Annotated in this window: 16 protein-coding genes and 1 pseudogene; 11 read left to right on the top strand and 6 right to left on the bottom strand. The window is 69.9% G+C overall.

Annotation, left to right across the window (positions count from 1 at the left end):
• Positions 1 to 83: 83 nt before the first annotated feature.
• On the bottom strand, positions 84 to 524 hold the full coding sequence (locus tag BKD26_RS31180) for an ATP-binding protein (RefSeq protein WP_084905215.1): 441 nt from the start codon (positions 522 to 524) through the stop codon (positions 84 to 86).
• A gap of 546 nt (positions 525 to 1,070) precedes the next feature.
• On the opposite strand from BKD26_RS31180, the gene BKD26_RS31175 reads away from it, so the two are divergent.
• The 4 genes from BKD26_RS31175 to BKD26_RS31160 all read left to right on the top strand — a co-directional run bounded on the left by BKD26_RS31175 (position 1,071) and on the right by BKD26_RS31160 (position 9,437).
• A complete protein-coding gene (locus tag BKD26_RS31175; RefSeq protein ID WP_084905213.1) occupies positions 1,071 to 3,266 on the top strand; it encodes a discoidin domain-containing protein in 2,196 nt (731 codons plus the stop codon).
• A gap of 261 nt (positions 3,267 to 3,527) precedes the next feature.
• Complete coding sequence (locus tag BKD26_RS31170) at positions 3,528 to 5,702, top strand: discoidin domain-containing protein (protein WP_084905211.1); 2,175 nt, start codon at positions 3,528 to 3,530, stop codon at positions 5,700 to 5,702.
• An 82-nt stretch (positions 5,703 to 5,784) separates the two neighbouring features.
• A complete protein-coding gene (locus BKD26_RS31165) occupies positions 5,785 to 6,861 on the top strand; it encodes a DUF1996 domain-containing protein (protein WP_084905209.1) in 1,077 nt (358 codons plus the stop codon).
• Positions 6,862 to 6,995: 134 nt separating this feature from the next.
• Positions 6,996 to 9,437 carry a glycoside hydrolase family 3 C-terminal domain-containing protein gene (locus BKD26_RS31160; RefSeq protein ID WP_084905207.1) on the top strand — a complete coding sequence of 814 codons (2,442 nt, stop codon included), beginning with the start codon at positions 6,996 to 6,998 and terminating at the stop codon, positions 9,435 to 9,437.
• Between the two features lie 6 nt (positions 9,438 to 9,443).
• On the opposite strand, the gene BKD26_RS31155 is transcribed toward BKD26_RS31160, so the two are convergent.
• Positions 9,444 to 10,766: an ROK family protein gene (locus BKD26_RS31155; RefSeq protein WP_084905205.1), complete on the bottom strand. Its 1,323-nt coding sequence runs from the start codon at positions 10,764 to 10,766 to the stop codon at positions 9,444 to 9,446.
• Between the two features lie 192 nt (positions 10,767 to 10,958).
• Here BKD26_RS31155 and BKD26_RS31150 point away from each other — a divergent pair, with 192 nt between their 5' ends.
• Genes BKD26_RS31150 through BKD26_RS31135 form a run of 4 tightly spaced genes read left to right on the top strand, consistent with a single transcriptional unit; the run spans position 10,959 to position 15,564 of the window.
• Positions 10,959 to 12,275, top strand: a complete 1,317-nt coding sequence (locus BKD26_RS31150) for an extracellular solute-binding protein (protein WP_084905203.1) — start codon at positions 10,959 to 10,961, stop codon at positions 12,273 to 12,275.
• A gap of 14 nt (positions 12,276 to 12,289) precedes the next feature.
• Positions 12,290 to 13,285, top strand: a complete 996-nt coding sequence (locus BKD26_RS31145; protein WP_084905236.1) for a sugar ABC transporter permease — start codon at positions 12,290 to 12,292, stop codon at positions 13,283 to 13,285.
• Positions 13,286 to 13,313: 28 nt separating this feature from the next.
• Positions 13,314 to 14,153, top strand: a complete 840-nt coding sequence (locus BKD26_RS31140; RefSeq protein WP_084905234.1) for a carbohydrate ABC transporter permease — start codon at positions 13,314 to 13,316, stop codon at positions 14,151 to 14,153.
• Between the two features lie 55 nt (positions 14,154 to 14,208).
• A complete protein-coding gene (locus tag BKD26_RS31135; protein WP_084905201.1) occupies positions 14,209 to 15,564 on the top strand; it encodes a GH1 family beta-glucosidase in 1,356 nt (451 codons plus the stop codon).
• Between the two features lie 110 nt (positions 15,565 to 15,674).
• Here BKD26_RS31135 and BKD26_RS31130 read toward each other — a convergent pair whose 3' ends face one another.
• The 4 genes and pseudogenes from BKD26_RS31130 to BKD26_RS31115 all read right to left on the bottom strand — a co-directional run bounded on the left by BKD26_RS31130 (position 15,675) and on the right by BKD26_RS31115 (position 18,311).
• On the bottom strand, positions 15,675 to 16,694 hold the full coding sequence (locus tag BKD26_RS31130) for a LacI family DNA-binding transcriptional regulator (RefSeq protein ID WP_084905199.1): 1,020 nt from the start codon (positions 16,692 to 16,694) through the stop codon (positions 15,675 to 15,677).
• 186 nt (positions 16,695 to 16,880) lie between these two features.
• Positions 16,881 to 17,306 (bottom strand): amino acid transporter, encoded by a 426-nt coding sequence (locus BKD26_RS31125; protein WP_241518933.1) that lies wholly within the window; start codon positions 17,304 to 17,306, stop codon positions 16,881 to 16,883.
• A gap of 246 nt (positions 17,307 to 17,552) precedes the next feature.
• Entirely contained in the window at positions 17,553 to 17,864 is a 312-nt protein-coding gene (locus tag BKD26_RS31120) for a sulfite exporter TauE/SafE family protein (protein ID WP_241518932.1), read from the bottom strand.
• A gap of 91 nt (positions 17,865 to 17,955) precedes the next feature.
• Positions 17,956 to 18,311, bottom strand: a pseudogene (locus BKD26_RS31115) (helix-turn-helix domain-containing protein).
• Between the two features lie 73 nt (positions 18,312 to 18,384).
• Here BKD26_RS31115 and BKD26_RS31110 point away from each other — a divergent pair.
• The 3 genes from BKD26_RS31110 (at position 18,385) to BKD26_RS31100 (ending at position 21,639) form a co-directional block, all read left to right on the top strand.
• On the top strand, positions 18,385 to 19,086 hold the full coding sequence (locus BKD26_RS31110) for a DsbA family oxidoreductase (RefSeq protein WP_084905197.1): 702 nt from the start codon (positions 18,385 to 18,387) through the stop codon (positions 19,084 to 19,086).
• A gap of 249 nt (positions 19,087 to 19,335) precedes the next feature.
• Positions 19,336 to 19,725 (top strand): ester cyclase, encoded by a 390-nt coding sequence (locus BKD26_RS31105; protein ID WP_107418048.1) that lies wholly within the window; start codon positions 19,336 to 19,338, stop codon positions 19,723 to 19,725.
• Between the two features lie 315 nt (positions 19,726 to 20,040).
• Complete coding sequence (locus BKD26_RS31100; RefSeq protein WP_084905193.1) at positions 20,041 to 21,639, top strand: serine/threonine-protein kinase; 1,599 nt, start codon at positions 20,041 to 20,043, stop codon at positions 21,637 to 21,639.
• Positions 21,640 to 22,123 lie beyond the last annotated feature (484 nt).

The following is a 22,123-nucleotide window of genomic DNA, read 5'->3' as shown; positions in this document are numbered from 1 at the left end:
CCGAAGCCGTCGACAGGCGGGGCCTCACTACAGGGCGAACGTTGACTGATGCGGCACTAGATGCCTGTGCGGCCCTGGAGATTTCACCAGGGTAGAAACGCGTGGATCTCCTTCCCGCCTTGGTTGGGCACGACGCTGACCTGGCGAGAGAGCGCCTGGATGAGATGCCAGCCGAGACCGCCGGCCCCGCGCGTCGGGTCGCAGGTCCTGGGTGTGGGCGGAGCCGGGTTTTGGTCGGCCACGGTCACGTGCACTCCGTCGAAGGTGCGGCGCATCCGCAGCGTGAAGGGGCCGGGGGCGTACTGGATGGCGTTGGACGCCAGTTCCGTGACCACAAGCAGGATGTCGCTCCCACTCTCGGAGCTGCTTGACGGGTCATGGCGCATGAGCGTGCCGAGGAACAGCCGTGCCGCCAGTCGTATGTCGGTGACGTCGCTGATTTCACCGTCGAAACGGGCGGTGAAGGCGTCGCCGACCTCTGGACAAACGCTGTTTTCGTCGTCCCGGAGCGGCCCGGTGACCATCCCGTCCTCCTGCCTCTCGCCCTGCGGTGTCCCTTTCATGCTGGATTGCGCCTTCCCCCTCACCTGGGAACTACTCGCACCGTCGGCGGGAGGCGACACGACCGGTACCGTAGCCGCCTTCGCCCGACGTAGGCACGGACCGGACGGGGAAGGGCCGAATCCCGCAGGTCACTGCGGGGCTCGTCGTACAACACGCGTATCGACGGCTGTTCCCCAGAGGTCGTCACGGCGACATCGTGGGGGTGGCGGCTGGGCCGTACGTGTTACGGCAGTTCTTCCCCCTCAGCCTCGTTCGGCCGGTCGGTGAGGCCTCACCTGGCCTGAACGGCCAACAGGCGGCACACCCTCAGCTCCACGCCGTTCCGGAGCTGGGGAACGACCGCCGTCGGTGATTCGCGCGATGCGTCCAGTCGTCGAGGCCGTCAACTGCTGCTTAATGAAAGCCGAAAGATAAGTGGCGACGGAGCCCTTGACCGCCCGTGTCGTTACGGGCAGGGTTCCGGAGAGCGCTCTCCTGAGTCGTTCTCGTTTCCAAGGAGCCCCCACATGACCACAGTTGGCATACCATCCGTGGCGCCACCGGCACCACGCAGATTCGCCCGCAGCGGTGTCGTCGGTGTGGTGGTCACCGCTCTCGCCGCCACCCTTCTCGCCTTCGCCCCCGCTCAGGAGGCCGAGGCCGCGCCCGTATTGCTGTCCCAGGGCAAGCCCGTCACGGCGTCGAGCCAAGAGCACTACGGCACGCCGGCGAGCGCAGCGGTTGACGGTGACAACGGCACGCGGTGGTCCAGCGCCGCCTCCGACCCGCAGTGGATCCGTGTCGACCTCGGTGCGTCGGCCACGATCAGTCAGGTCGAGCTGCGCTGGGAGGCCGCGTACGCCAAGGGCTACCGTATCGAGACGTCCCAGAACGGCACGGACTGGTCGACCGCCTACTCGACCACCACGGGGACCGGCGGCACGGAGACGCTGAACGTCTCCGGGACGGCCCGTTACGTCCGGATGCTCGGTACCGCCCGGGCGACCGGGTACGGGTATTCGCTGTGGGAGTTCAAGGTGTTCGGCTCCATGGGCGACGACGGCCCGACCCTGCCGGGCGGCGGTGACCTCGGCCCCAACGTGCACGTCTTCGACCCGTCCACCCCCGGTATCCAGGCCAAGCTTGACGAGGTGTTCAAGCAGCAGGAATCGGCGCAGTTCGGCAGCGGCCGGCACGCCTTCCTCTTCAAGCCGGGCACGTACAACGGCCTCAACGCCCAGATCGGTTTCTACACCCAGATCGCGGGCCTCGGGCTGCGGCCCGATGACACGACCATCAACGGTGACGTGACGGTCGACGCGGGCTGGTTCAACGGAAACGCCACCCAGAACTTCTGGCGGGCCGCGGAGAACCTGGCCCTGAACCCGGTGAGTGGGACCAACCGGTGGGCGGTCTCACAAGCGGCGTCGTTCCGCCGCATGCACGTCAAGGGCGGACTGAATCTCGCACCGAACGGGTACGGCTGGGCCAGCGGCGGCTACATCGCCGACACCAAGGTCGACGGGCAGATCGGCAACTACTCGCAGCAGCAGTGGTACACCCGTGACAGCTCGATCGGCGGCTGGTCCAACTCCGTGTGGAACCAGGTCTTCTCCGGCGTCGAGGGTGCCCCGGCGACCAGCTTCCCGGAGCCCCGCTACACCACCTTGAACACCACCCCGATCTCGCGTGAGAAGCCGTTCCTCTACCTCGACGGCAACGAGTACAAGGTCTTCGCGCCCGCCAAGCGCACCGCCGCGCGCGGCACGACGTGGGCGAGTGGCACTCCGCAGGGTGAGTCGATTCCGCTGAGCCGGTTCTATGTCGTCAAGCCGGGAACGACCGCCGCCACCATGAACGCCGCCCTGGAGCAGGGCCTGCACCTGCTGTTCACCCCGGGTGTTTACCGCGTCGACCGGACCATCAACGTGAACCGGGCGAACACCATCGTGCTGGGCCTCGGCCTGGCGACGATCATTCCCGACAACGGGGTGACGGCGATGAGGGTCGCCGACGTGGACGGGGTCAAGCTCGCCGGCTTCCTCATCGACGCGGGTCCGGTCAACTCCCCGACGCTGCTGGAGATCGGCCCCCAGGGCGCCGCCGCCGACCACGCGGCCAACCCCACCACGGTGCAGGACGTCTACATCCGGATCGGCGGCGCCGGGCCCGGTAAGGCCACCACCAGCATGGTGGTCAACAGCGACGACGTGATCATCGACCACACCTGGGTCTGGCGCGCCGACCACGGCGACGGCGTCGGCTGGGAGACCAACCGCGCCGACTACGGTGTGCGGGTCAACGGCGACGACGTCCTGGCCACCGGCCTGTTCGTCGAACACTTCAACAAGTACGACGTCGAGTGGTACGGCGAGCGCGGCCGCACGATCTTCTACCAGAACGAGAAGGCCTACGACGCGCCCAACCAGGCCGCCATCCAGAACGGCACCACCAAGGGGTATGCCGCCTACCGGGTGGACGAATCGGTGAACACCCACGAGGCATGGGGCCTGGGCAGCTACTGCAACTACAACGTCGACCCGAGCATCCGCCAGGACCACGGCTTCAAGACCCCGGTCAAGCCAGGGGTGAAGTTCCACAGCCTGCTGGTGGTGTCCCTCGGCGGTATGGGCCACTACAACCACGTCATCAACGACACCGGAGCATCCACGGTCCCTGCCGGCACCTCGACCGTGCCGTCCACCGTCGTGTCCTTCCCCTGACACACCCGGTCCGCCGGCCGCCGGATGATCCGGTGCGGACCGGCAGCGATTCCCCTCCGGTCCGGGTGACATCCCCGCGACCCGGCCCGGAGGGGCCACCACCCGGTGCCTGAACCCGAACGGTTCGCACCGCGCACCGCCTGAACGCCGACCGCGCCGTCCCGAGCCGGGAGCGCCGTCGCGACCATCGCCGACGGGCGCCGGAGTCCCCAGGAGAGCGGCCCCGCCCCGCCCGGCACTCCAACCCGCCAGGAGTCAGATGTGTCCAGACCCTCCTCACCACCCGCCCCGGCCCGCCGCCGTGCCGGCGTCCCCCTGCTGGCCCTCGGCGCACTGGTGGCGTCGACGCTCACCCTCGCCGCCCCGCCCGCCCAGGCGGCGGACACCCTGCTGTCGCAGGGCAAGCCCGCCACCGCCTCATCCCAGGAGGGAGACGGATACGCCGCGTCGGCGGCCTTCGACGGCAACCTCACCGGCACCCGCTGGGCCAGCCAGTGGAGCGACCCGCAGTGGGTGCAGGTCGACCTCGGGCAGCGGTCGAACCTGAGCCGTGCCGTCCTGACGTGGGAGGGCGCGTACGGCAGGAGCTATCAGATCCAGGCCTCCGACAACGGCACCGACTGGCGGACGCTGAAGACCGTGACCGGCGGTGACGGTGGCACCGACGACCTCGCCGTTTCCGGCTCCGGCCGCTATGTCCGGATGCTGGGAACCGAACGGTCCAGCGGCTACGGCTACTCCCTGTGGGAGTTCCAGGTCTACGGGAACACCGACGGAACCCCTCCGCCCGCCACGGGAGGAGCGGTGCGGGTCACCGGCTCTCAGGGGAACTGGCAGCTGACCGCCGGTGGCCAGCCGTACACGGTCAAGGGTCTGACCTGGGGCCCGTCTGTCGCGGACGCTCCGAAGTACATGCCCGATGTGAAGTCGATGGGCGTCAACACCATCCGTACCTGGGGAACGGACGGCTCCACCAAGCCGCTGCTGGACTCGGCGGCCGCGCACGGCATCCGCATCGTCAACGGCTTCTGGCTCCAGCCCGGCGGCGGCCCCGGCAGCGGCGGCTGCGTGAACTACGTGACCGACTCGACGTACAAGAACACCATGCTGGCCGAGTTCGCCAAGTGGGTGGAGGCTTACAAGTCGCACCCCGGCACCCTGATGTGGAACGTCGGCAACGAGTCGGTGCTCGGCCTGCAGAACTGCTACAGCGGCGCGCAGTTGGAGACGCAGCGCAACGCCTACACCTCCTTCGTCAACGACGTGGCCAAGAAGATCCACGCGATCGACCCGGACCACCCGGTCACCTCGACCGACGCCTGGACCGGTGCCTGGCCCTACTACAAGCGCAACGCGCCAGACCTCGACCTGTACTCGATGAACTCCTACGGCGACATCTGCAACGTGCGGGAGGACTGGGAGGCGGGCGGCTACACCAAGCCCTACATCATCACCGAGGGCGGGCCCGCCGGCGAGTGGGAGGTGCCGGACGACGCCAACGGGGTCCCGGACGAGCCCACCGACGTGCAGAAGGCGGACGGCTACACCCAGGCGTGGAACTGCACCACCGGCCACCGGGGCGTCGCGCTCGGCGCCACCCTCTTCCACTACGGCATCGAGCACGACTTCGGCGGCGTCTGGTTCAACCTCCTGCCCGACGGGCTGAAGAGGCTGTCGTACTACGCCGTCAAGAAGGCCTACACCGGATCGACCAGCGGCGACAACACGCCTCCGGTCATCACGAACATGGCCGTCAGCCCCGCCTCCTCGGCCCCGGCGGGCGGTGAGTTCAGCGTGCGCGCCGAGGTGCGCGATCCGGACGGCGACCCGATCGCGTACAAGATCTTCCTCAGTGGGAACTACGCCAACGGCGACAAGCGGCTCGTCGAGGCCCGGTGGCGCTCCACCGGCAACGGCACCTTCGCCGTCACCGCGCCCGAGAAGCTGGGCGTCTGGAAGGTGTACATCCAGGCCGAGGACGGCCGCGGGAACGCCGGCATCGAGACCACGTCGGTCAAGGTCGTCGCCCCGCCGGTCTCCGGGACCAACGCGGCGCTGAACAAGCCGACCACCGCCTCCTCCTTCCAGGCGTCGTACGGCGACTGCCCCTGTGAGCCGGCCAAGGCGACGGACGGCAGGGCCGACACGCGCTGGGCCAGCGACTGGAGCGACCCGCAGTGGATCCGCGTCGACCTCGGCACCCCCACCGCCATCCGCAAGCTCCAGCTGGTGTGGGACCCGGCCTACGCGAAGTCCTACGAGGTTCAGGTGTCCGACGACGGAAGCACCTGGCGCACGGTCCACACCACGACGACGGGCAACGGCGACATCGACACCATCGACGTCGTGGCGACCGCGCGGCACGTCCGTCTCCACCTGACGGCCCGCGGGACGGGCTGGGGCTATTCGCTCCACGAGTTCGGCGTCTACAGCTGACGCACCACGCCACGCCCCCGGCAGGGGGAGCGCTCAGCCCCCTGCCGGGTCACCACCCCCACCCATGGGCTGGAGGCCCTCCATGAGATGGCGTTCCAAACGACTCCCCGCGCTCCTTCTCGGCAGCGCTCTCGTCGCAACGGTCCTCGGCATCGGCACGGTCGCCACCGCGGCCGATCCCGGAAGTCCCACCCCGGCCGGCAGCCACGCCGGGCACACGATGGCCGTGTCGACCCAGACGTCCGGCGACGACCCCGACGGCGACGGCTACGTACCGGCCGTCCCGCAGGTCACGGGCGTGACACCGTCCACGGCCACCCCGCCGCCGCGCTACTTCCACGAGTTCCAGGCCAACTGCTCCGTCACGCATACCGCGCCGGACGACCCGATCGTGTACCCGGGACAGCCGGGCAAGTCCCACGACCACACCTTCATGGGAAACACGACGACGAACGCCGCCAGCACGACCGCAAGCCTCTACGGGGGCAGGACCACCTGCAAGGCACCCGCCGACGCGTCCGCGTACTGGATGCCGTCCCTGTACAACGGGGACAAGAAGATCCTCCCGGTGGGCCCGCAGGTCATCTACTACAAGGCCGGGGTCACCGACTACACCAGCGTGCGGCCGTTCCCCAAGGGGCTGCGGTTCGTCGTGGGTGATCCGACGCAGAGCGCCGACGAGTTCCGCCGCGACCGCGGCTTCGTCGAAGGCTGGGAATGCGGTGACAGCTTCTTCAACGTCGACATCCCGGCCAGCTGCCCGAGCCGTCCCGACGTACAGCTCAACATCCGTATGCAGGCCCCCAGTTGCTGGGAGGGCAGGTACCTCGACACCCCCGACCACAAGAGCCACATGGCCTATCCGATCGTCAAACCCGGCACCAACGACAACATGTGCCCGGCCTCCCACCCGGTCGCCCTGCCGATGATCGAGTTCAAGATGGCCTTCCCGGTCAACGGCGACATGAGCCGGGTCCGGCTGGCCAGCGGTCGCGGCTACTCCTTCCACTACGACTTCTTCAACGCGTGGGAGGAGCGCACCCTCAAGGCGATGGTCGACCACTGCATCGTGGGCGGCCTCCAGTGCGACGCGCGCGGCTACGACCAGACCCACCCGCAGCGGGGCGCGGTCCTGAACGCGGACTACCGACTGCCCTGACCGACCGGATTCCCCGGGGCCCGGCCGTTCCCGCTCGCGCGAGGGCGGCCGGGCCCTCTGCCCTGCCCGGTGTCCGCCGGGCAGGGCCACGACGGAGCAGCTGCGAATGAGAGGGCGGGAATGAGAGGGCGGGAATGAAGGACGACAGGACGCTCGATCGGCTCGTGGGCAAGCTGACCCTTGAGCAGAAGGTACGTCTGCTCACCGGCGCGACGACGTGGCGCACGGCTGGGGAGGCCGACATCGGGCTGCGGGAGATGGTGATGTCGGACGGGCCCGCCGGTGTCCGCGGTGAGGCTTGGGACGAGCGGCGCCCCTCCGCCCTGCTCCCCTCCGCCTCGGCGCTGGGAGCCCTCTGGGACGAGGGCCTTGTGGAGGAGCTCGGTGGGCTGCTGGCCGCGGAGGCCGTCCGCAAGGGCGTCGACGTGGTACTGGCCCCGACGCTGAACCTCCACCGGACCCCGCTGGGGGGCAGGCACTTCGAGTGCTTCTCGGAGGATCCCGAACTGACGGGTCGCACCGGGGCCGCCCTGATCCGGGGCATCCAGGCCCGCGGAGTGGGGGCCACGGCCAAGCACTACGTCGCCAACGACTCCGAGACCGACCGGCTGACCGTCGACGTGCGGGCGTCCGATCGCACCCTGCGGGAGGTGTACCTCGCGCCGTTCGAGGCGGCCGTCGAGGCGGGGGTGTGGCTCGTCATGGCGGGCTACAACGCTGTCAACGGCGTCACGATGACGGCCGGCCCACTCCTGCGGGAACCCCTCAAGGGGGAGTGGGGGTTCGACGGCGTCGTCGTGTCCGACTGGGCCGCGCTGCGGTCGACCGAGGAACCGGCCCGTGCCGCGCTCGACCTGGCGATGCCGGGCCCGCAGAGCCCCTGGGGCGCTTCACTGGTCCGGGCGGTGAAGGACGGCCTGGTACCGGAGGAAGCCGTCGACGACAAGGTGAGGCGACTGCTTCGGCTCGCCGACCGGGTGGGCGCCTTCGCGCCGCGCCGCCGCATGTCCGTGAAGAGCTCCCGCGAGCCCCGTACGCTGCTGCGGCGCACGGCCGCGGCCGGTTCCGTCCTGTTGAGCAACAGCGGGGTGCTTCCGCTCGATCCGGCGAAGCTTGCCACCGTCGCGGTCATCGGTGCGCATGCCGCGGCACCGCGTACACAGGGCGGTGGCAGCGCGGGTGTCTTCCCGTCCGAGGTGGTCACCCCCCTGGCCGGAATCCGCGCTCGGCTGCGCGGGCGCGCCCGAGTGGTGCACGCGCCCGGCCCGCCCCTGGGGGCCCCTCCCGACCCGCTCGACACCGACCGGTGCGGCAACCCGAGGTCGGGTGCTCCCGGTGTGCTGCTGCGCGTGCTGGACGACGAGGGGCGGGAGCTGTACGCGGAGCACCGCTTCTCGGGCCGCCAGCTCGAGCCGGACCTGCCCCCGGGTGCCCACACGGTGGAGATCAGCGCGCGCCTGCGGCCGCAGCGGGCGGGGGAGTGGTCGTTCGGTGTCGGGGGCTTCGGCCGGATGACGCTCACCGTCGACGGGCGTACGGTCCTGGAGGGCACGTTCCCCCGCGAGACGGACGACCCGGCGGTCGTCCACGTCAATCCGCCCGTGCACACGGCCCGGGTGGCGCTGACCTCGAAGCGGCCGGTGCACGTGGTGGCCCGGCGTGAGCTGGTCCCCGGCTGCGGACGCGCCACCATCGTCACCGCGGCGCCGCCGGACCCCGATGCGGCGAGCGCGCTGGCGGCCGCGGTGGAGGCTGCCCGGGACGCGGACGCCGCGATCGTGGTCGTCGGTACCACCGAGCACGACGAGACCGAGGGGTACGACCGAACCGGCCTGTCCCTCGGCGGGCACCAGGACGCTCTCGTACGGGCGGTGGCCGCCGTCAACCCGCGCACGGTCGTGGTCGTCAACAGCGGCGGCCCGGTCGAGATGCCGTGGCGGGACGAGGTCGGCGCGCTGCTGCTCGCCTGGTTCCCGGGGCAGGAGGCCGGTGCGGGGCTCGCCGACGTCCTGTTCGGCCTGGCGGAACCGGGCGGTCGGCTCCCCACGACCTGGGGCGCGTCCTTCGCGGACGCGCCCGTGACGCGCACGCGGCCCGTGGCGGGCCGTCTCGACTACGCCGAGGGCCTCCACGTCGGCCATCGGGCCTGGCTGCGGGCCGGGCGCGAACCGGCCTTCTGGTTCGGCCACGGACTCGGTTACACCACCTGGGAGTACGAGGCCGTCGAAGCGCCGACGGAGATCGCGGCAGGCGCTGCGTTCACGGTCCGGGTACGGCTCCGCAACACGGGGGCCCGCGCCGGGCGGGAGGTCGTTCAGGTCTACGTGGCCCGGCCGGGGTCGGCCGTGGAGCGGCCCGTGCGCTGGTTCGGCGGCTATGCGGCGGTCCGGGCGGAGGCGGGCCGGGAGGTGACCGCCGAGGTGGCGGTGCCGGCCCGTGCCCTGCGCCACTGGTCGGAGGAGGAGCGCGCCTGGTCCACGGAGCCGGGGCCGTACCGGCTCATGGTGGGGAGGTCGGCGGGGGACCCGCGGTGGGAAGGGGCGGTGACGGTCGAGCGCCGGGCGGTCACCGGCTGAGCCTCCTCACTGCGCCGCCCGTTCCCGCAGAGTCGTCTGCCAGGCGGGGCTCTGCTCCTCCGGATCCGCCTCGGCGCGACGGCCGCCGCGGGCGAAGAAGTCGGCGACCGGCAGGATCGCGGCTCCGACGGTGACGGCGTCCGGTCCAAGGGTGCCCAGGTCGATCTCGACGCGCGCGGCCGGGTACTTCAGCGAGTACGAGGTGGCGTAGGTCCGCACGGAGTCGAGGAAACGCCGGCCGAGCTGCAGTCCCGCCCAGCCGCCGACCAGGATGCGTTCGGGCTGGAAGAGGTTGATCAGGTCGGAGAAACCGGCACCGAGGTACTCGGCGGTCTCCTCCAGGACGGCCAGAGCGGTCGCATCGGCCGGTGCCGTCGTTCCGTCGGCGCCCGTGGCGGGGTAGGCGGCGGCGAGCATCGCGGTCAGCGCGGTCTCCTCGTCCGCGCCGACGGGGGGCCGGCCGCCCGCCTCGGACCAGCGTTCCAGGAGGGCCTCCGCTCCCGCGTACGCCTCCAGGCAGCCCTGGGCGCCGCAGCGGCAGTGGCGGCCGCGTACCCGTACGGTCAGGTGTCCCCACTCCACGGCCCGGCCGGAGCGCATGTCGTCGGTGACGAGGCAGGCGCCCACCCCGGAGCCGAAGAGGACCACCACGGCGTTCTGCGCACCACGCCCGGCGCCGAACCACATCTCCGCCTGGCCGAGTGTCTTGGCGCCGTTGTCGATGTAGTACGGCACGGTCTCGGGCAGGAGCCGCGACTCGCGCAGGAGCCGTTCCAGCGGGACCGCGTCCCAGCCGATGGTCTGGCCGTGCACCACGGCGCCGTCCTCGGGGGTCCTGGCGACGATGCCCGGCACTCCGATGCCGACGCCCAGCAACCGCTCCGCCGGGATCCCGGCCTGGCTCAGGACCTCGGGGATGCCCTCGCGCACATGGCCGACGACGACGCCGACGTCGTACCGGTCGGTCCGGCGCGGGCCCTCGGTCTCCAATGGCTTCTCGACCCGTGCGCGTTCGGTGAGGGTCAGGTCGAAGAGTTCGATCCGCACGCGAGTCTCACCGATATCCACGCCGATCATGTAGCCGCTGTCCGCGCGGATACGCAGGAGGATGCGGGGGCGGCCGCCGGCGGAGTCGACGCTGCCGGCCTCCTCGACCAGGCCCTCGGCGACGAGCTCGGACACCACGTTGCTGACCGAGCCGGAGCTCAGGCCGGTGACCGGGCCGAGCGAGAAGCGGCTCAAAGGCCCGTCGAAATACAACCGTTGCAGTACCGCGGTGCGGTTCTCCCGCCGCAGGTCACGCACGGTACGGCCGCTGCGCACCTTCACCCTGCCCCCTCATCTCCGTTGTCCTGCAGGCAACTTACATGTGACCGAGGCCTTGACGCGACCTTCGCTTGAGGTTTAACTCACATCCTAAATTAAGTGGCGGGTTCCGGGATCCGAACGCGGGACGCTACTCGCGTCGCATTCCTCCCCCGCAGGCGAAGTCCGTCCACCTCCCGGAAGGCCCCTGCAGTCATGCGCAGAATCAGAGCCGCAGCCGTCGGCGCCGTCACCCTCTCGCTCGTTCTCACCGCGGCCGCCTGCGGCGGGGGTACGTCCGGCTCCGAGGGCTCCAACGAGCAGCCGGAAACGCTCACGTACTGGGCCTCGAACCAGGGCGCCAGCTTGGAGGTGGACAAGAAGGTCCTCCAGCCCGAACTCGACAAGTTCGAGAAGGAGACCGGCATCAAGGTGAAGCTGGAGGTGGTGCCCTGGGGAGACCTGCTCAACCGCATCCTCACCGCGACCACCTCCGGCCAGGGCCCCGACGTCCTCAACATCGGCAACACCTGGAGCGCCTCCCTCCAGTCCAGCGACGCCCTGCTGCCCTGGGACGCGAAGAACTTCGAGGCGATCGGCGGCAAGGACCGCTTCGTGGATTCCGCCCTCGGCTCCACCGGTGTCCAAGGCCAGGACCCCGCCGCCGTACCGCTGTACTCCATGGCCTACGCGCTCTACTACAACAAGAAGATGTTCGCCGACGCCGGCATCCAGAAGCCGCCCGCCACATGGGCGGAGATGGTGGAGACCGGCAAGAAGCTCTCCAAGAACGGTACGTGGGGGCTCGGCGCCGAGGGATCCAACCTCTCCAACAACATCCACCAGGTGTTCGTCCTCGGCAAGCAGCACAACGCGGACTTCTTCACCCCCGATGGCAAGGCCGACTTCACCTCCGGCGGGGCGGTCGCCGCCGTCAAGCAGTACGTCGACCTGATGGCCAAGGACAAAATCATCGCGCCGGGCAACGCCGAATACGCGCAGAACCAGTCCCTGAGCGACTTCGCCAAGGACAAGACGGCCATGGTCCTGTGGCAGACCGCGTCGGCCACCTTCAAGGCCCAGGGCATGAACGAAGACGAGTGGGGAGTGGCGCCCGCCCCGGTGCAGTCCGGAAAGCCCGGCCCGGGTGCCGCCACCAACTCCATGGTCGCCGGCATCAACATGGCCGTCTTCAAGAACACCAAGAACATCGACGGCGCCAAGAAGTTCGTCAAGTTCATGACCAGCGACGAAGAGCAGGTGATCCTCAACAAGGCCTACGGCGCCATCCCGCCGGTCAAGACCGCCCAGCAGGACCCGGCCTTCAACACCCCGGCACTCGCCGTCCTGCGCGAGACCCTGGCCACCAGTGCCACCGCGCTTCCTCAGGTCCCCGAGGAGTCGCAGTTCGAGACCGTCGTCGGCACCGCGGTCAAGGAACTCTTCGCCGATGCCGCCGCCGGCCGGCCGGTGACCACCGAGTCGGTGCGGGCCAAGCTCGAAAAGGCCCAGCAGCAGATGCCCAAGAAGTGAGCACGGACACCTCGATGACCCTCACCGCTGCCTCCAGCACGGGCGAGCGGACGGCACGGAAGACCTCCCCCGGAGCGGCACCGCGTACGCGCCGCTCCGGGCGGCTGCGCCGCATCGGCCTGCCGTACCTCCTGCTGCTCCCCGCCCTCCTGCTCGAACTCCTGGTCCACCTGGTGCCGATGGTGATCGGCATCGTCGTGAGCTTCAAGGAACTCACCCAGTTCTACATCCGCGACTGGGGCACCGCGCCCTGGGCCGGGTTCGACAACTACTCCCTCGCGGTCGACTTCAACGCCCCCGTGGGCGAGGCGCTGCTGGAGTCCTTCCTCACCACGTGCCTGTTCACCCTGTTCTCGGTCGGGCTGTGCTGGCTGCTCGGGGCGGCTGCCGCCATCTTCATGCAGGAGAGCTTCCGCGGCCGGGGCTTCCTGCGCACGCTCTTCCTCGTCCCGTACGCGCTGCCGGTCTACGCCGCCGTCATCACCTGGGCGTTCATGTTCCAGCGCGACAACGGCCTGGTGAACCACGTGCTGCACGACCAGCTCGGGCTCACCGACAGCCCGCCGTTCTGGCTGATCGGTGACAACAGCTTCGTCACACTGCTCGTGGTCTCCGTGTGGAAGGGCTGGCCCTTCGCCTTCCTGATCATCATGGCCGGGCTGCAGAACATCCCCCGGGAGATCTACGAAGCCGCCGCCCTCGACGGTGCCGGAATCCGGCAGCAGGTCCGCCGCATCACCCTGCCGTCCCTGCGGCCGGTCAACCAGGTCCTCGTGCTGGTGCTGTTCCTGTGGACCTTCAACGACTTCAACACCCCCTTCGTCCTCTTCGGCAAGGCGGCACCCGAGGCGGCGGACCTCATCTCCCTGCACATCTACCAGTCCTCGTTCCAGACCTGGAACTTCGGCGCGGGCTCCGCCATGTCGGTCCTCCTGCTCCTGTTCCTGCTCGTGGTGACAGGCGCCTACCTCCTGCTCACCTCCCGAGGAAGGAAGGCCACCGATGCCTAGCCACTCCCGGCGGCCGGTCCGCTCCCCGATGGCCGCCCCGCGGTCCTTCCTCTGGAGCCGGCGGATCTTCCTGACGCTCCTCACCGGCTTCGTGCTGCTGCCGGTGTACGTGATGGTCTCCAGCTCGCTCAAGCCACTGGAGGACGTGTCCGGCACGTTCCAGTGGATCCCCTCGGGCCTCACCGTCCGCCCGTACTTCGACATCTGGGAAACCGTTCCGCTGGCCGACTACTTCATGAACTCCCTGATCGTGGCCGGGGCGGCGACCGTCTGCTCCGTCACGATCGCCGTGTTCGCGGCCTACGCCGTCAGCCGCTACTCCTTCCGCGGCAAGCGGGTCTTCACGGTCACGGTGCTCTCCACCCAGATGTTCCCCGGCATCCTCTTCCTGCTGCCGCTGTTCCTCATCTACGTCAACATCGGCAACGCCACCGGAATCGCCCTCTTCGGCTCCCGCGCGGGCCTGATCCTCACCTACCTCACCTTCTCCCTGCCCTTCTCCATCTGGATGCTGATCGGCTACTTCGACTCGGTGCCCCGTGACCTGGACGAGGCGGCCAAGGTGGACGGCTGCGGGCCGCTCGGCGCCCTCTTCCGGGTCATCGTGCCGGCTGCCGTCCCGGGCATCGTGGCGGTCGCGGTCTACGCCTTCATGACCGCCTGGGGCGAGGTCCTCTTCGCCTCCGTCATGACCAACGACACCACCCGGACCCTCGCCGTCGGCCTCCAGGGCTACTCCACCCAGAACGACGTGTACTGGAACCAGGTCATGGCCGCCTCCCTGGTCGTGAGCCTCCCGGTCGTCGTCGGCTTCCTCCTCCTCCAGCGCTACCTCGTCACCGGGCTGACCGCCGGTGCCGTCAAGTAGCCGCCGAGACCCCCTCCCTCACCCCATCCCTGCGATCACCCCAGAGAGGCCCTCTGTGTCCGACTCGATAGACCTCGCCGCCTTTCCCCCCGACTTCGTATGGGGCACGGCCACCTCCGCCTACCAGATCGAGGGCGCCGTCGCCGAGGACGGCCGGGCACCGTCGATCTGGGACACCTTTTCCCACACCCCGGGACAGGTCGACAACGACGACCACGGCGACGAAGCCTGCGACCACTACCACCGGTGGCCCGAGGACATCTCCCTGATGCGATCCCTCGGCACCAACGCCTACCGCATGTCCATCGCCTGGCCGCGCATCCTGCCCGCCGGCGACGGCCCGGTCAACCCGGCCGGCCTCGACTTCTACGACCGGCTTGTCGACGGCCTCCTCGACGCCGGCATCACCCCGAACATCACCCTCTACCACTGGGACCTTCCCCAGGCCCTCCAGGACCGCGGCGGCTGGACCATCCGCGACACGGCCGAGCACCTCGCCGCCTACGCCTCCGTCGTCGCCGGGCGGCTGGGCGACCGGGTCACCCGTTGGGCCACCTTGAACGAACCGCTGTGCTCCGGATGGATCGGCCACCTCGAAGGCCGGATGGCCCCCGGCCTCACCGACCTGACCGCCGCCGTGCACGCCTCCTACCACCTGCTCCTCGGGCACGGACTGACCACGCAGGCGATCCGCGCGGCAGCGCCGGGCGCCCGGGTCGGGCTCGTGACCAACCACTCGACCGTGGAGGCCGCGTCCACCCGGCCGGAGGACATCGCGGCTGCCACCCGGATGGACGGCCACACCAACCGCTGGTGGCTCGACCCGGTCCACGGCCGGGGCTTCCCCGCCGACATGCGCGAGCTCTACGGCGTCGACCTGCCGGAACGCCCGGGCGACCTGGAGACGATGGCCGTCCCGCTCGACTGGCACGGCCTCAACTACTACTTCCCGGTCACGGTCGCCGACGACCCGGCCGGCCCCGTCCCGTACGCCCGCGAGGTCCGCCTGCCCGACGTACCCCGCACCGGCATGGACTGGCAGATCGACGCCGACGGCCTGGAGGCGTTCCTGATGCGGCTCACCGACGACTACGGCGTACGCCGGCTGTACGTCACCGAGAACGGCTCCGCCTTCTCCGACACCGTCAGTCCCGACGGTACCGTCGACGACCCCGAGCGGACCCGCTACCTGGAACAGCACCTGAGCGCCTGCGCCCGTGCCGTGCGCAAGGGCGCCCCGCTCGCCGGGTACTACGCCTGGTCGCTCCTCGACAACTTCGAATGGGCCTACGGCTACGACAAGCGCTTCGGGCTCGTCCACGTCGACTACGCGACGCAGGCACGCACCATCAAGTCGAGCGGCCGCCAGTACGCGGACATCATCCGTGCCCACCGACAGGCCCATACCTGATCCGCGGCGCAGAGGGCGGGACAGGCTCCCGCCGGCGGACAGGCGCGCACCGGCAGGAGCTTCGCGGAAGTGACAGCGGAGGTGTGACCGGCGGCCTGCCGCCGGTCACCTCAGGCGGACTCCCGTACGACCAGCTCCGGTTCGAAGATCACGGTCCCGGGTTCGGTACGCGCACCCTGAACCTGCTCGTTCAGGAGCCTGGCCATCGTCGCGGCCATCTCCTCCACGGGTTGGCGCACCGTGGTCAGGGGCGGCCGGCACGTCACCGCGATGCTCGAGTCGTCGAAGCCTATGACCGCGACGTCCTCCGGCACCCGCCTGCCCTGCTCACGGAGGACCTGACAAGCCCCTTGTGCCATCAGGTCGTTGGCCGCGAACACCCCGTCCACCTCGGGATGCTCCCGCAACAGCCCGGTCATCGCCGCCGCACCGCTGTCCAGGGTGAAGGCGCCCTCGACGACCGGGGCCTGCCGCCGGCCGGCGCGGGCCAGAGCGTCGCGGAACCCGGCGAGACGGTCCTGGCCGGCGGGGAGCTCCGGTGGGGCGCTGATCGCCGCGATGTGCCGGCAACCGCGGGCCAGCAGATGAGCGCCGGCCAGCCCACCCCCGGCATAGTGGTCCAGGTCGACGTAACTGATCGGTGCCGTCCGGGCTGGACGGGCGAAGAGCACGGTGGGTATCCGAGCGGAGAGGAGCATCTTTGGCAGGGGGTCGTCGGCCAGGATCGACACCACCAGTACCCCGTCCGCGCTGCCCTGGCGCACGTAGTCGACCACCTGCTTCCTGGCCGCCTCCGATTCGGCGAACAGCAGCACCGGGTGCATCGCGCGGGCTCGGAGGTACCCCACGACGCCGCTCACCACGCGCCCGAAGAAGGGGTCGGCGAAAACCCTGGCGGCGAAGGCGTCCCCGGCCCCGGAGACGATGAGGGCCACGGTCTCCGCTCGCCGGGTGACCAGCGACCTCGCCGCGCGGTTGGGCGTGTAACCGGTGCGCTCGATCGCGTGACGGACCAGATACTGGATGTCGGGATCGACGTTGCGCACGCCGTTCACGACCCGCGACACCGTCGCACGGGACACCCCCGCCTCCCGCGCCACATCTTCCAACGTCGGGGCCCGTCTGTTCATATCCCCGAACTCTACCGCCGGCGATGTCCCATCGGCAGAGTGCCGCCATGGGGCGGGCTGACGGTGCCGAACCGCCCGCGGTCGGCGCGGTCTGGGGATGCGCCGGACCTTGCGAGCCGGGGCACCTTGCAATGACGCCGTCGGATGTGCGGTGGGTACGCGGCGCTGGTGGTCATCATTGGCGGCTCAGAAGTAGAAGAGCTGCACGTCGGGTGCGGGATACGGGATACCCGTCTCGCTGGTTCGCCCTAGCCGGTCGATCGGGAGCCGGATCGCCGATTCGCGCCGTGAGACCCACTGGGTGCCCTCGGCCTCGTCCAGCATGAGCTGTACAGACCAGGGCGCCTCGGGCGTGCGTCGGCACCGATGTCGTGGAGCGACGACTGAAGGGCCTCTCCTGGGTGCCATGGTCGCAGCTTCCCCTGGCCGGGCGGGTCCGCCACGGTTCAGGTCCCAGTCGGCCAGGAGGTCGCGTACGAGCGTCTGGTCGCGGCGGAGGGCAAAGACGTCGAGATCGCTGTGCGGGCGCAGCTCACGGCCGACCGCGAGCTCGATCGCGTATCCGCCGGCGATCCACCACGGGGAGTGCGCCTTGGTGAAAACGGCTGCCACATCCGCAGGACGATCAGGCACCCAATGCCCCAGGACCCGCACCTGGCCGCGATCTTCGACATCTCCGAGACAACCGCCGTGAGGTACGCGACCTCGCCCGCCAGCTCCTCAAGGAAGCTGCGCTCGGGAACGAGCTGTAATCGGCGCAACGTCACCACTGTCGTCTGCCGCGAGAACGTCAGTCGTTCTGCCACGGGAAGTGTCAGTGGTTGTGCCGGGCGAGCTTGACCGCAGACACGAGCAGGATCACGGACAGCACGGGGATGAGGACCACGTCGAGGAATACGCCGAGGAGGAGTCCGCCGAGTACGGCGCCGAACGATGGAGCCTGCGGCCATGATCGTGGTGAAAGCAGATGTTGGCTCCGAGGACGGCGAAGCTGCCGTCGCGGCTGTTCCGGGCGAAGGCGACGAGCATGGTCGGCGGGGAGACCAGCAGGGAGAGGCTTCCAGCGGTTTTGATGTCCTCGCCGAAGAGCAGCACGATCGTGGGGATCAGCAGCTCGCCGCCGGCGACGCCCATAATGGCGGCGACGACCCCGATGCCGCAGCCAGCCACGACGCCGCAAGGCACTTGTGCCCACAGCGGTAGGTCGAGGGCGCCCAGGGTGGCCCTTCGGCAAGCGGGGGCCCGGCTGTGAGCCGGGGGGTTATGCCGGGGTGGTGGCGGTGTGCTTTTCCTGGGATGCGAGGACTGCGGGCATGTTGGCTTCGATGTGGCCGATGAAGGCCATGAGGTGGTCGGCTGTGGTCTCGCCCAGGGGAGTGAGGGAGTAGTTGACGCTCTCGGGGGCATCGCGGTGAGGACCTCGCGGCTGACGAAGCCGTCGCGCTCCAGGGCCTGAAGCGTCCGGGCGAGCATCTTCTCGCTGACCCCGTCGATGCGCCGACGCAGGGCGTTGAAGCGCGCGGGCCCCTTGCGCAGGCCCGCCAGCACCAGGACCCCGCCGACCTGAGCGGACTCCTGGGACGGCCGACCACACCGCTGTTCACCGCCGTCACGCAGGCCCTCGCCGCATGACCCTCGCCGCACAGCGCAACACCCCTGCCACCCGCACCGACGAAGGAACAGCACGACCATGCGCGTAGAGATATGGGGCGACATCGTCTGCCCCTGGTGCTACATCGGCACCGCCCGCTTCGAAAAGGCCCTGGCCGGCTTCGAACACCGCGACCAGGTCGAAGTCATCCACCGCTCATTCGAACTCGACCCCACTCGCGACAAGACCCACGTCGTGCCGGTGCACAAAATGCTGGCCGACAAGTTCGGCCCCCAGGGCCCCGGCATGGACCAGCAGGTCGCGAAAACAGCGGCCGGTGAAGGGCTCGCCTACCGCACCGACCGCCAGGTCGGCAGCACCCTGGACGCCCACCGCCTCCTGCACCTCGCCAAGGCACACGGCCGCCAGCACCAGCTGCTGAACCTGCTCTTCGAAGCCAACTTCGCCCAGGCCCGAACCATCTTCACTCCCGACGCCCTCCTCGACCTCGCCACCCGCGCCGGACTCGACGCGGACGAGGCCCGCCGCGTCCTGGACGACCCCGACGCCTACCTCGACGCCGTCCGCGCCGACGAACAGGAAGCCGCCCGCCTCGGAGCCACCGGCGTGCCCTTCTTCGTCATCGACCGCCGCTGCGCCCTCTCCGGAGGCCAGCCGGTCGACGCCTTCGCCCAGGCCCTGCACACCGCCTGGGCCGAGCGCCCGCTCACCGAGGCCGCCCCGGCAGGAGCCGTCTGCGGCCCGGACGGCGCATGCGCCGTCCCGCCCGCCAGGCCGTGACCTCTCGGCGGCAGCACATCCGCCGGAGCCTGCGGGCCTTCCCCGCGCCCCCGGGCTTCCGGTCCCTTCCCGCCCACCGGCCGGCCCGAAACGACGATCATGCCAGCAGATGATCCGCTGCGTGCCTCTCGCCCATCTGGCCGTCGTGCATGGCGCGGGGCCTCTTCCACCTCAACCTTGAAGGGTCTCCTTCCGGCGCCACCCGTGTGCCCGGCCGCAGGCAGTCCCCGAACCTTGAACGGAGCAGCTGTGTCGAATCCTGAGCAGAACAAGAAGGTCGTCGTCGACTATTACCAGACGGCGTTCGGCGGCAATCCGGAGAAGGCCGTCGCCGATCACTTCGGCCCGGTCTACGTCCAGCACAATCCCGACGCCCAGGACGGCCCCGAGGCGTTCACCGGCTTCGTGACCTGGCTGCGCGGCGAATACCCCGACCTGCGCCTGGACATCAAGCGGGTCATCGCCGAGGGCGACATGGTGGTCACCCACTCCCACCTCGACCTCGAACCCGGCAACCCGGACAACCCCGGACGTGCGCTGGCGGACTTCTTCCGTCTGGAGAACGGCAAGGTCGTCGAGCACTGGGACGTCATCCAGGACATCCCCACCCAGGCAGCCAACGACAACGGCATGTTCTGAGCCGCAGACGCCGCTCCGTTCCTGATCATGCGCTACGTCACCGCTCACGGCCACCGACCGCCGCAGGCCTTCACGGATGCTGTTCTCGCTGTCGATCTCCACGCATGGGCATGCGCACGGTGGCCTGACGTCCCCTTTCCCTGGGTTCCGGATGACGCGGAACGCAGGCCGGAGTAGCGACGAGCGAGGCTCACGTGCGCAGCCAGAGCCGGATCGAGGCGAGCATCTCAGGTCGGCGGGGCCCACTCGTCCCGTTTAGGCTTCCGTACCGGGCCGGCCCGTCGGCCGGTTGGGGATCAGGGGGACGACAGTCCTATGCGCAGCACCACCGAGGTGTTTCAGCCGCTCCAGGCGGACGACCCTCCCGTCGTGGCGGGTTACCGCCTCGCGGCCCGGCTTGGCGCGGGGGGCATGGGCCGGGTGTACCTGTCGCACACCCAGGGCGGCCGCCCGGTGGCGATCAAGTTGGTGCGGCCGGAGCTGGCCGACGACCCGGCTTTCCGGCGACGGTTCCGCCGGGAGGTGGAGGCGGCCCGCCGGGTCAGGGGCGCCTACACCGCAGAACTCATCGACGCCGACACCGACGGCGTACCCCCCTGGCTCGCCACGCTGTACGTGCCCGGGCCGTCCCTCACGGAGGCCGTCGCCCGGCGTGGTCCGCTGCCGGTGTCCACCGTGCTGTGGCTGATGGCCGGCGTGGCCGAGGCGCTCCAGGCGGTCCACGCCGCGGGGGTCGTGCACCGAGACCTCAAGCCGTCCAATGTGCTGCTGGCCGACGACGGGCCGCGGGTGATCGACTTCGGTATCTCGATCGCCGCCGACCTCTCCTCGCACACCGCCACCGGCTCCACCGTCGGTACACCCCATTTCATGGCCCCCGAGCAGGCGATCGGCGGTGAAATCACCCCGGCGACCGACGTCTTCGCACTGGCCCAGACGGCGGCCTTCGCGGCGCTGGGCGAACCGCTGTACGGGGACGGCATCGCGCCCGTCGTGCTGTACCGGATCGTGCACGAGGAACCCGACCTTTCCCGGCTGCCCGAGCCGTTGCGCCCGTTGATCGCCCGGTGCCTGGCGCCCGATCCGGGGGAGCGGGCCACGCTGGCGGAGGTCGTCAGGTGGTGCCGACGTCGACTGGACACGGACGCCGACGCGGGCGCCGGGCCGGCCGTCTGGCGCGAGGTCACAGGACCCGAGGCGACCGTTCCTGGCCCGGTCCCCACCCCCGTGGCTTCGTCGAACGCGGCCGCGACGCTGTTGCTGAGGCCCGCCCGGCGGTGGGCGCCCGGACGGCGTACCGCGCTGACCACGGCCGCGGCCGTGACGGCGGGCGCTCTGGTGCTGACGGGCGTGACCTGGCTCGCCGGGCACCGGTTCGGCCTCGGCGAGCGGGCGGCGGACACACCCGCTTCGACACCCGGCGCGACGAAGTCGGCACGGTCCACGGCGCCGCCGTCAAGCACCCCGCCGACCGCCGGCGGCGCCCCCCGGGCGTCGCAGCCTGCCCCGAACGCCTCCCCGGCGCCGGGAGCCGTCGTGCGGTCCCCCGTGTGGCTGAACGAGAAGAACTCCCTGAGCTTGCGCGAGCCGATGCTGCGCGAGGACCGCACGGGCGACATCCGCCTCGACTGCGAGGACGACGCTGACTGCGCGCTGCAGAGCGACACCAGCGTGTTCGTGCAGCTTTTCAACGGAAAGGCTGCCTCCCTCGACGCCTGCCGTCACCTCCTCAGCGGCGCCATCGGCTCCGCATACCGCACCTGGTCGCTCGCGGCGGCGGACGACGGCACCCATCTCTGCGTCAAGAACGCCTCTGGCGACATCGCGGTCCTCGCGATCCAGGTCAAGCAGACGACCCTACGAGAAACCGCCTTCCTGCAACTGAGCATGAACGTCTGGAGGAAGGCGGCCTGAGGCGTGGACCAGACGCACCTGTGCCCCGGTCCAGAGCGCGAATGCGGGGCAGGTGGCGGGGCTGACATGGCGTTCACCGGTCGGTGATCCCGCCGTGGTTACGGTACCGGCACGTACGTCGGCGAACCGATGAAATGCGGGCACCGCAGTGCCGAAATACCGTTCCGAGACCTCGGAAGGCACGTCTCGTCGAGGATGCGTGTCCTGTCGCACCGACATTGAGCGGATTTTACTGAAGCTTGACGGATCGCACTTCGTCTCACCGAAGGTCAAGTACGCAGGTCAAAGCGTTGTCGCAGCGGCCCGACCCAGCCCGGGGCTCTTCCGCTGTCAGGGGGCGAGAGGTTCCGGTGCAGGCCAGGCGCATGCTCGGTGGTGCAGTCAGGTTCGGCAAGCAGAGCAGGAGGTGGTTGTGCCAAACGCCTCCCAGGGCAGCTGGTCGAGAATGCCGGCCCCTGTGCAGTTCTCCGCGCCCCCTGACGGA

The sequence above is a fragment of the Streptomyces sp. CB03238 genome, from assembly GCF_002099185.1.
Classification (GTDB): domain Bacteria; phylum Actinomycetota; class Actinomycetes; order Streptomycetales; family Streptomycetaceae; genus Streptomyces.
The sequence above is the reverse complement of the archived record's forward strand: the minus strand, read 5'-3'. Positions and strand labels throughout refer to the sequence as shown.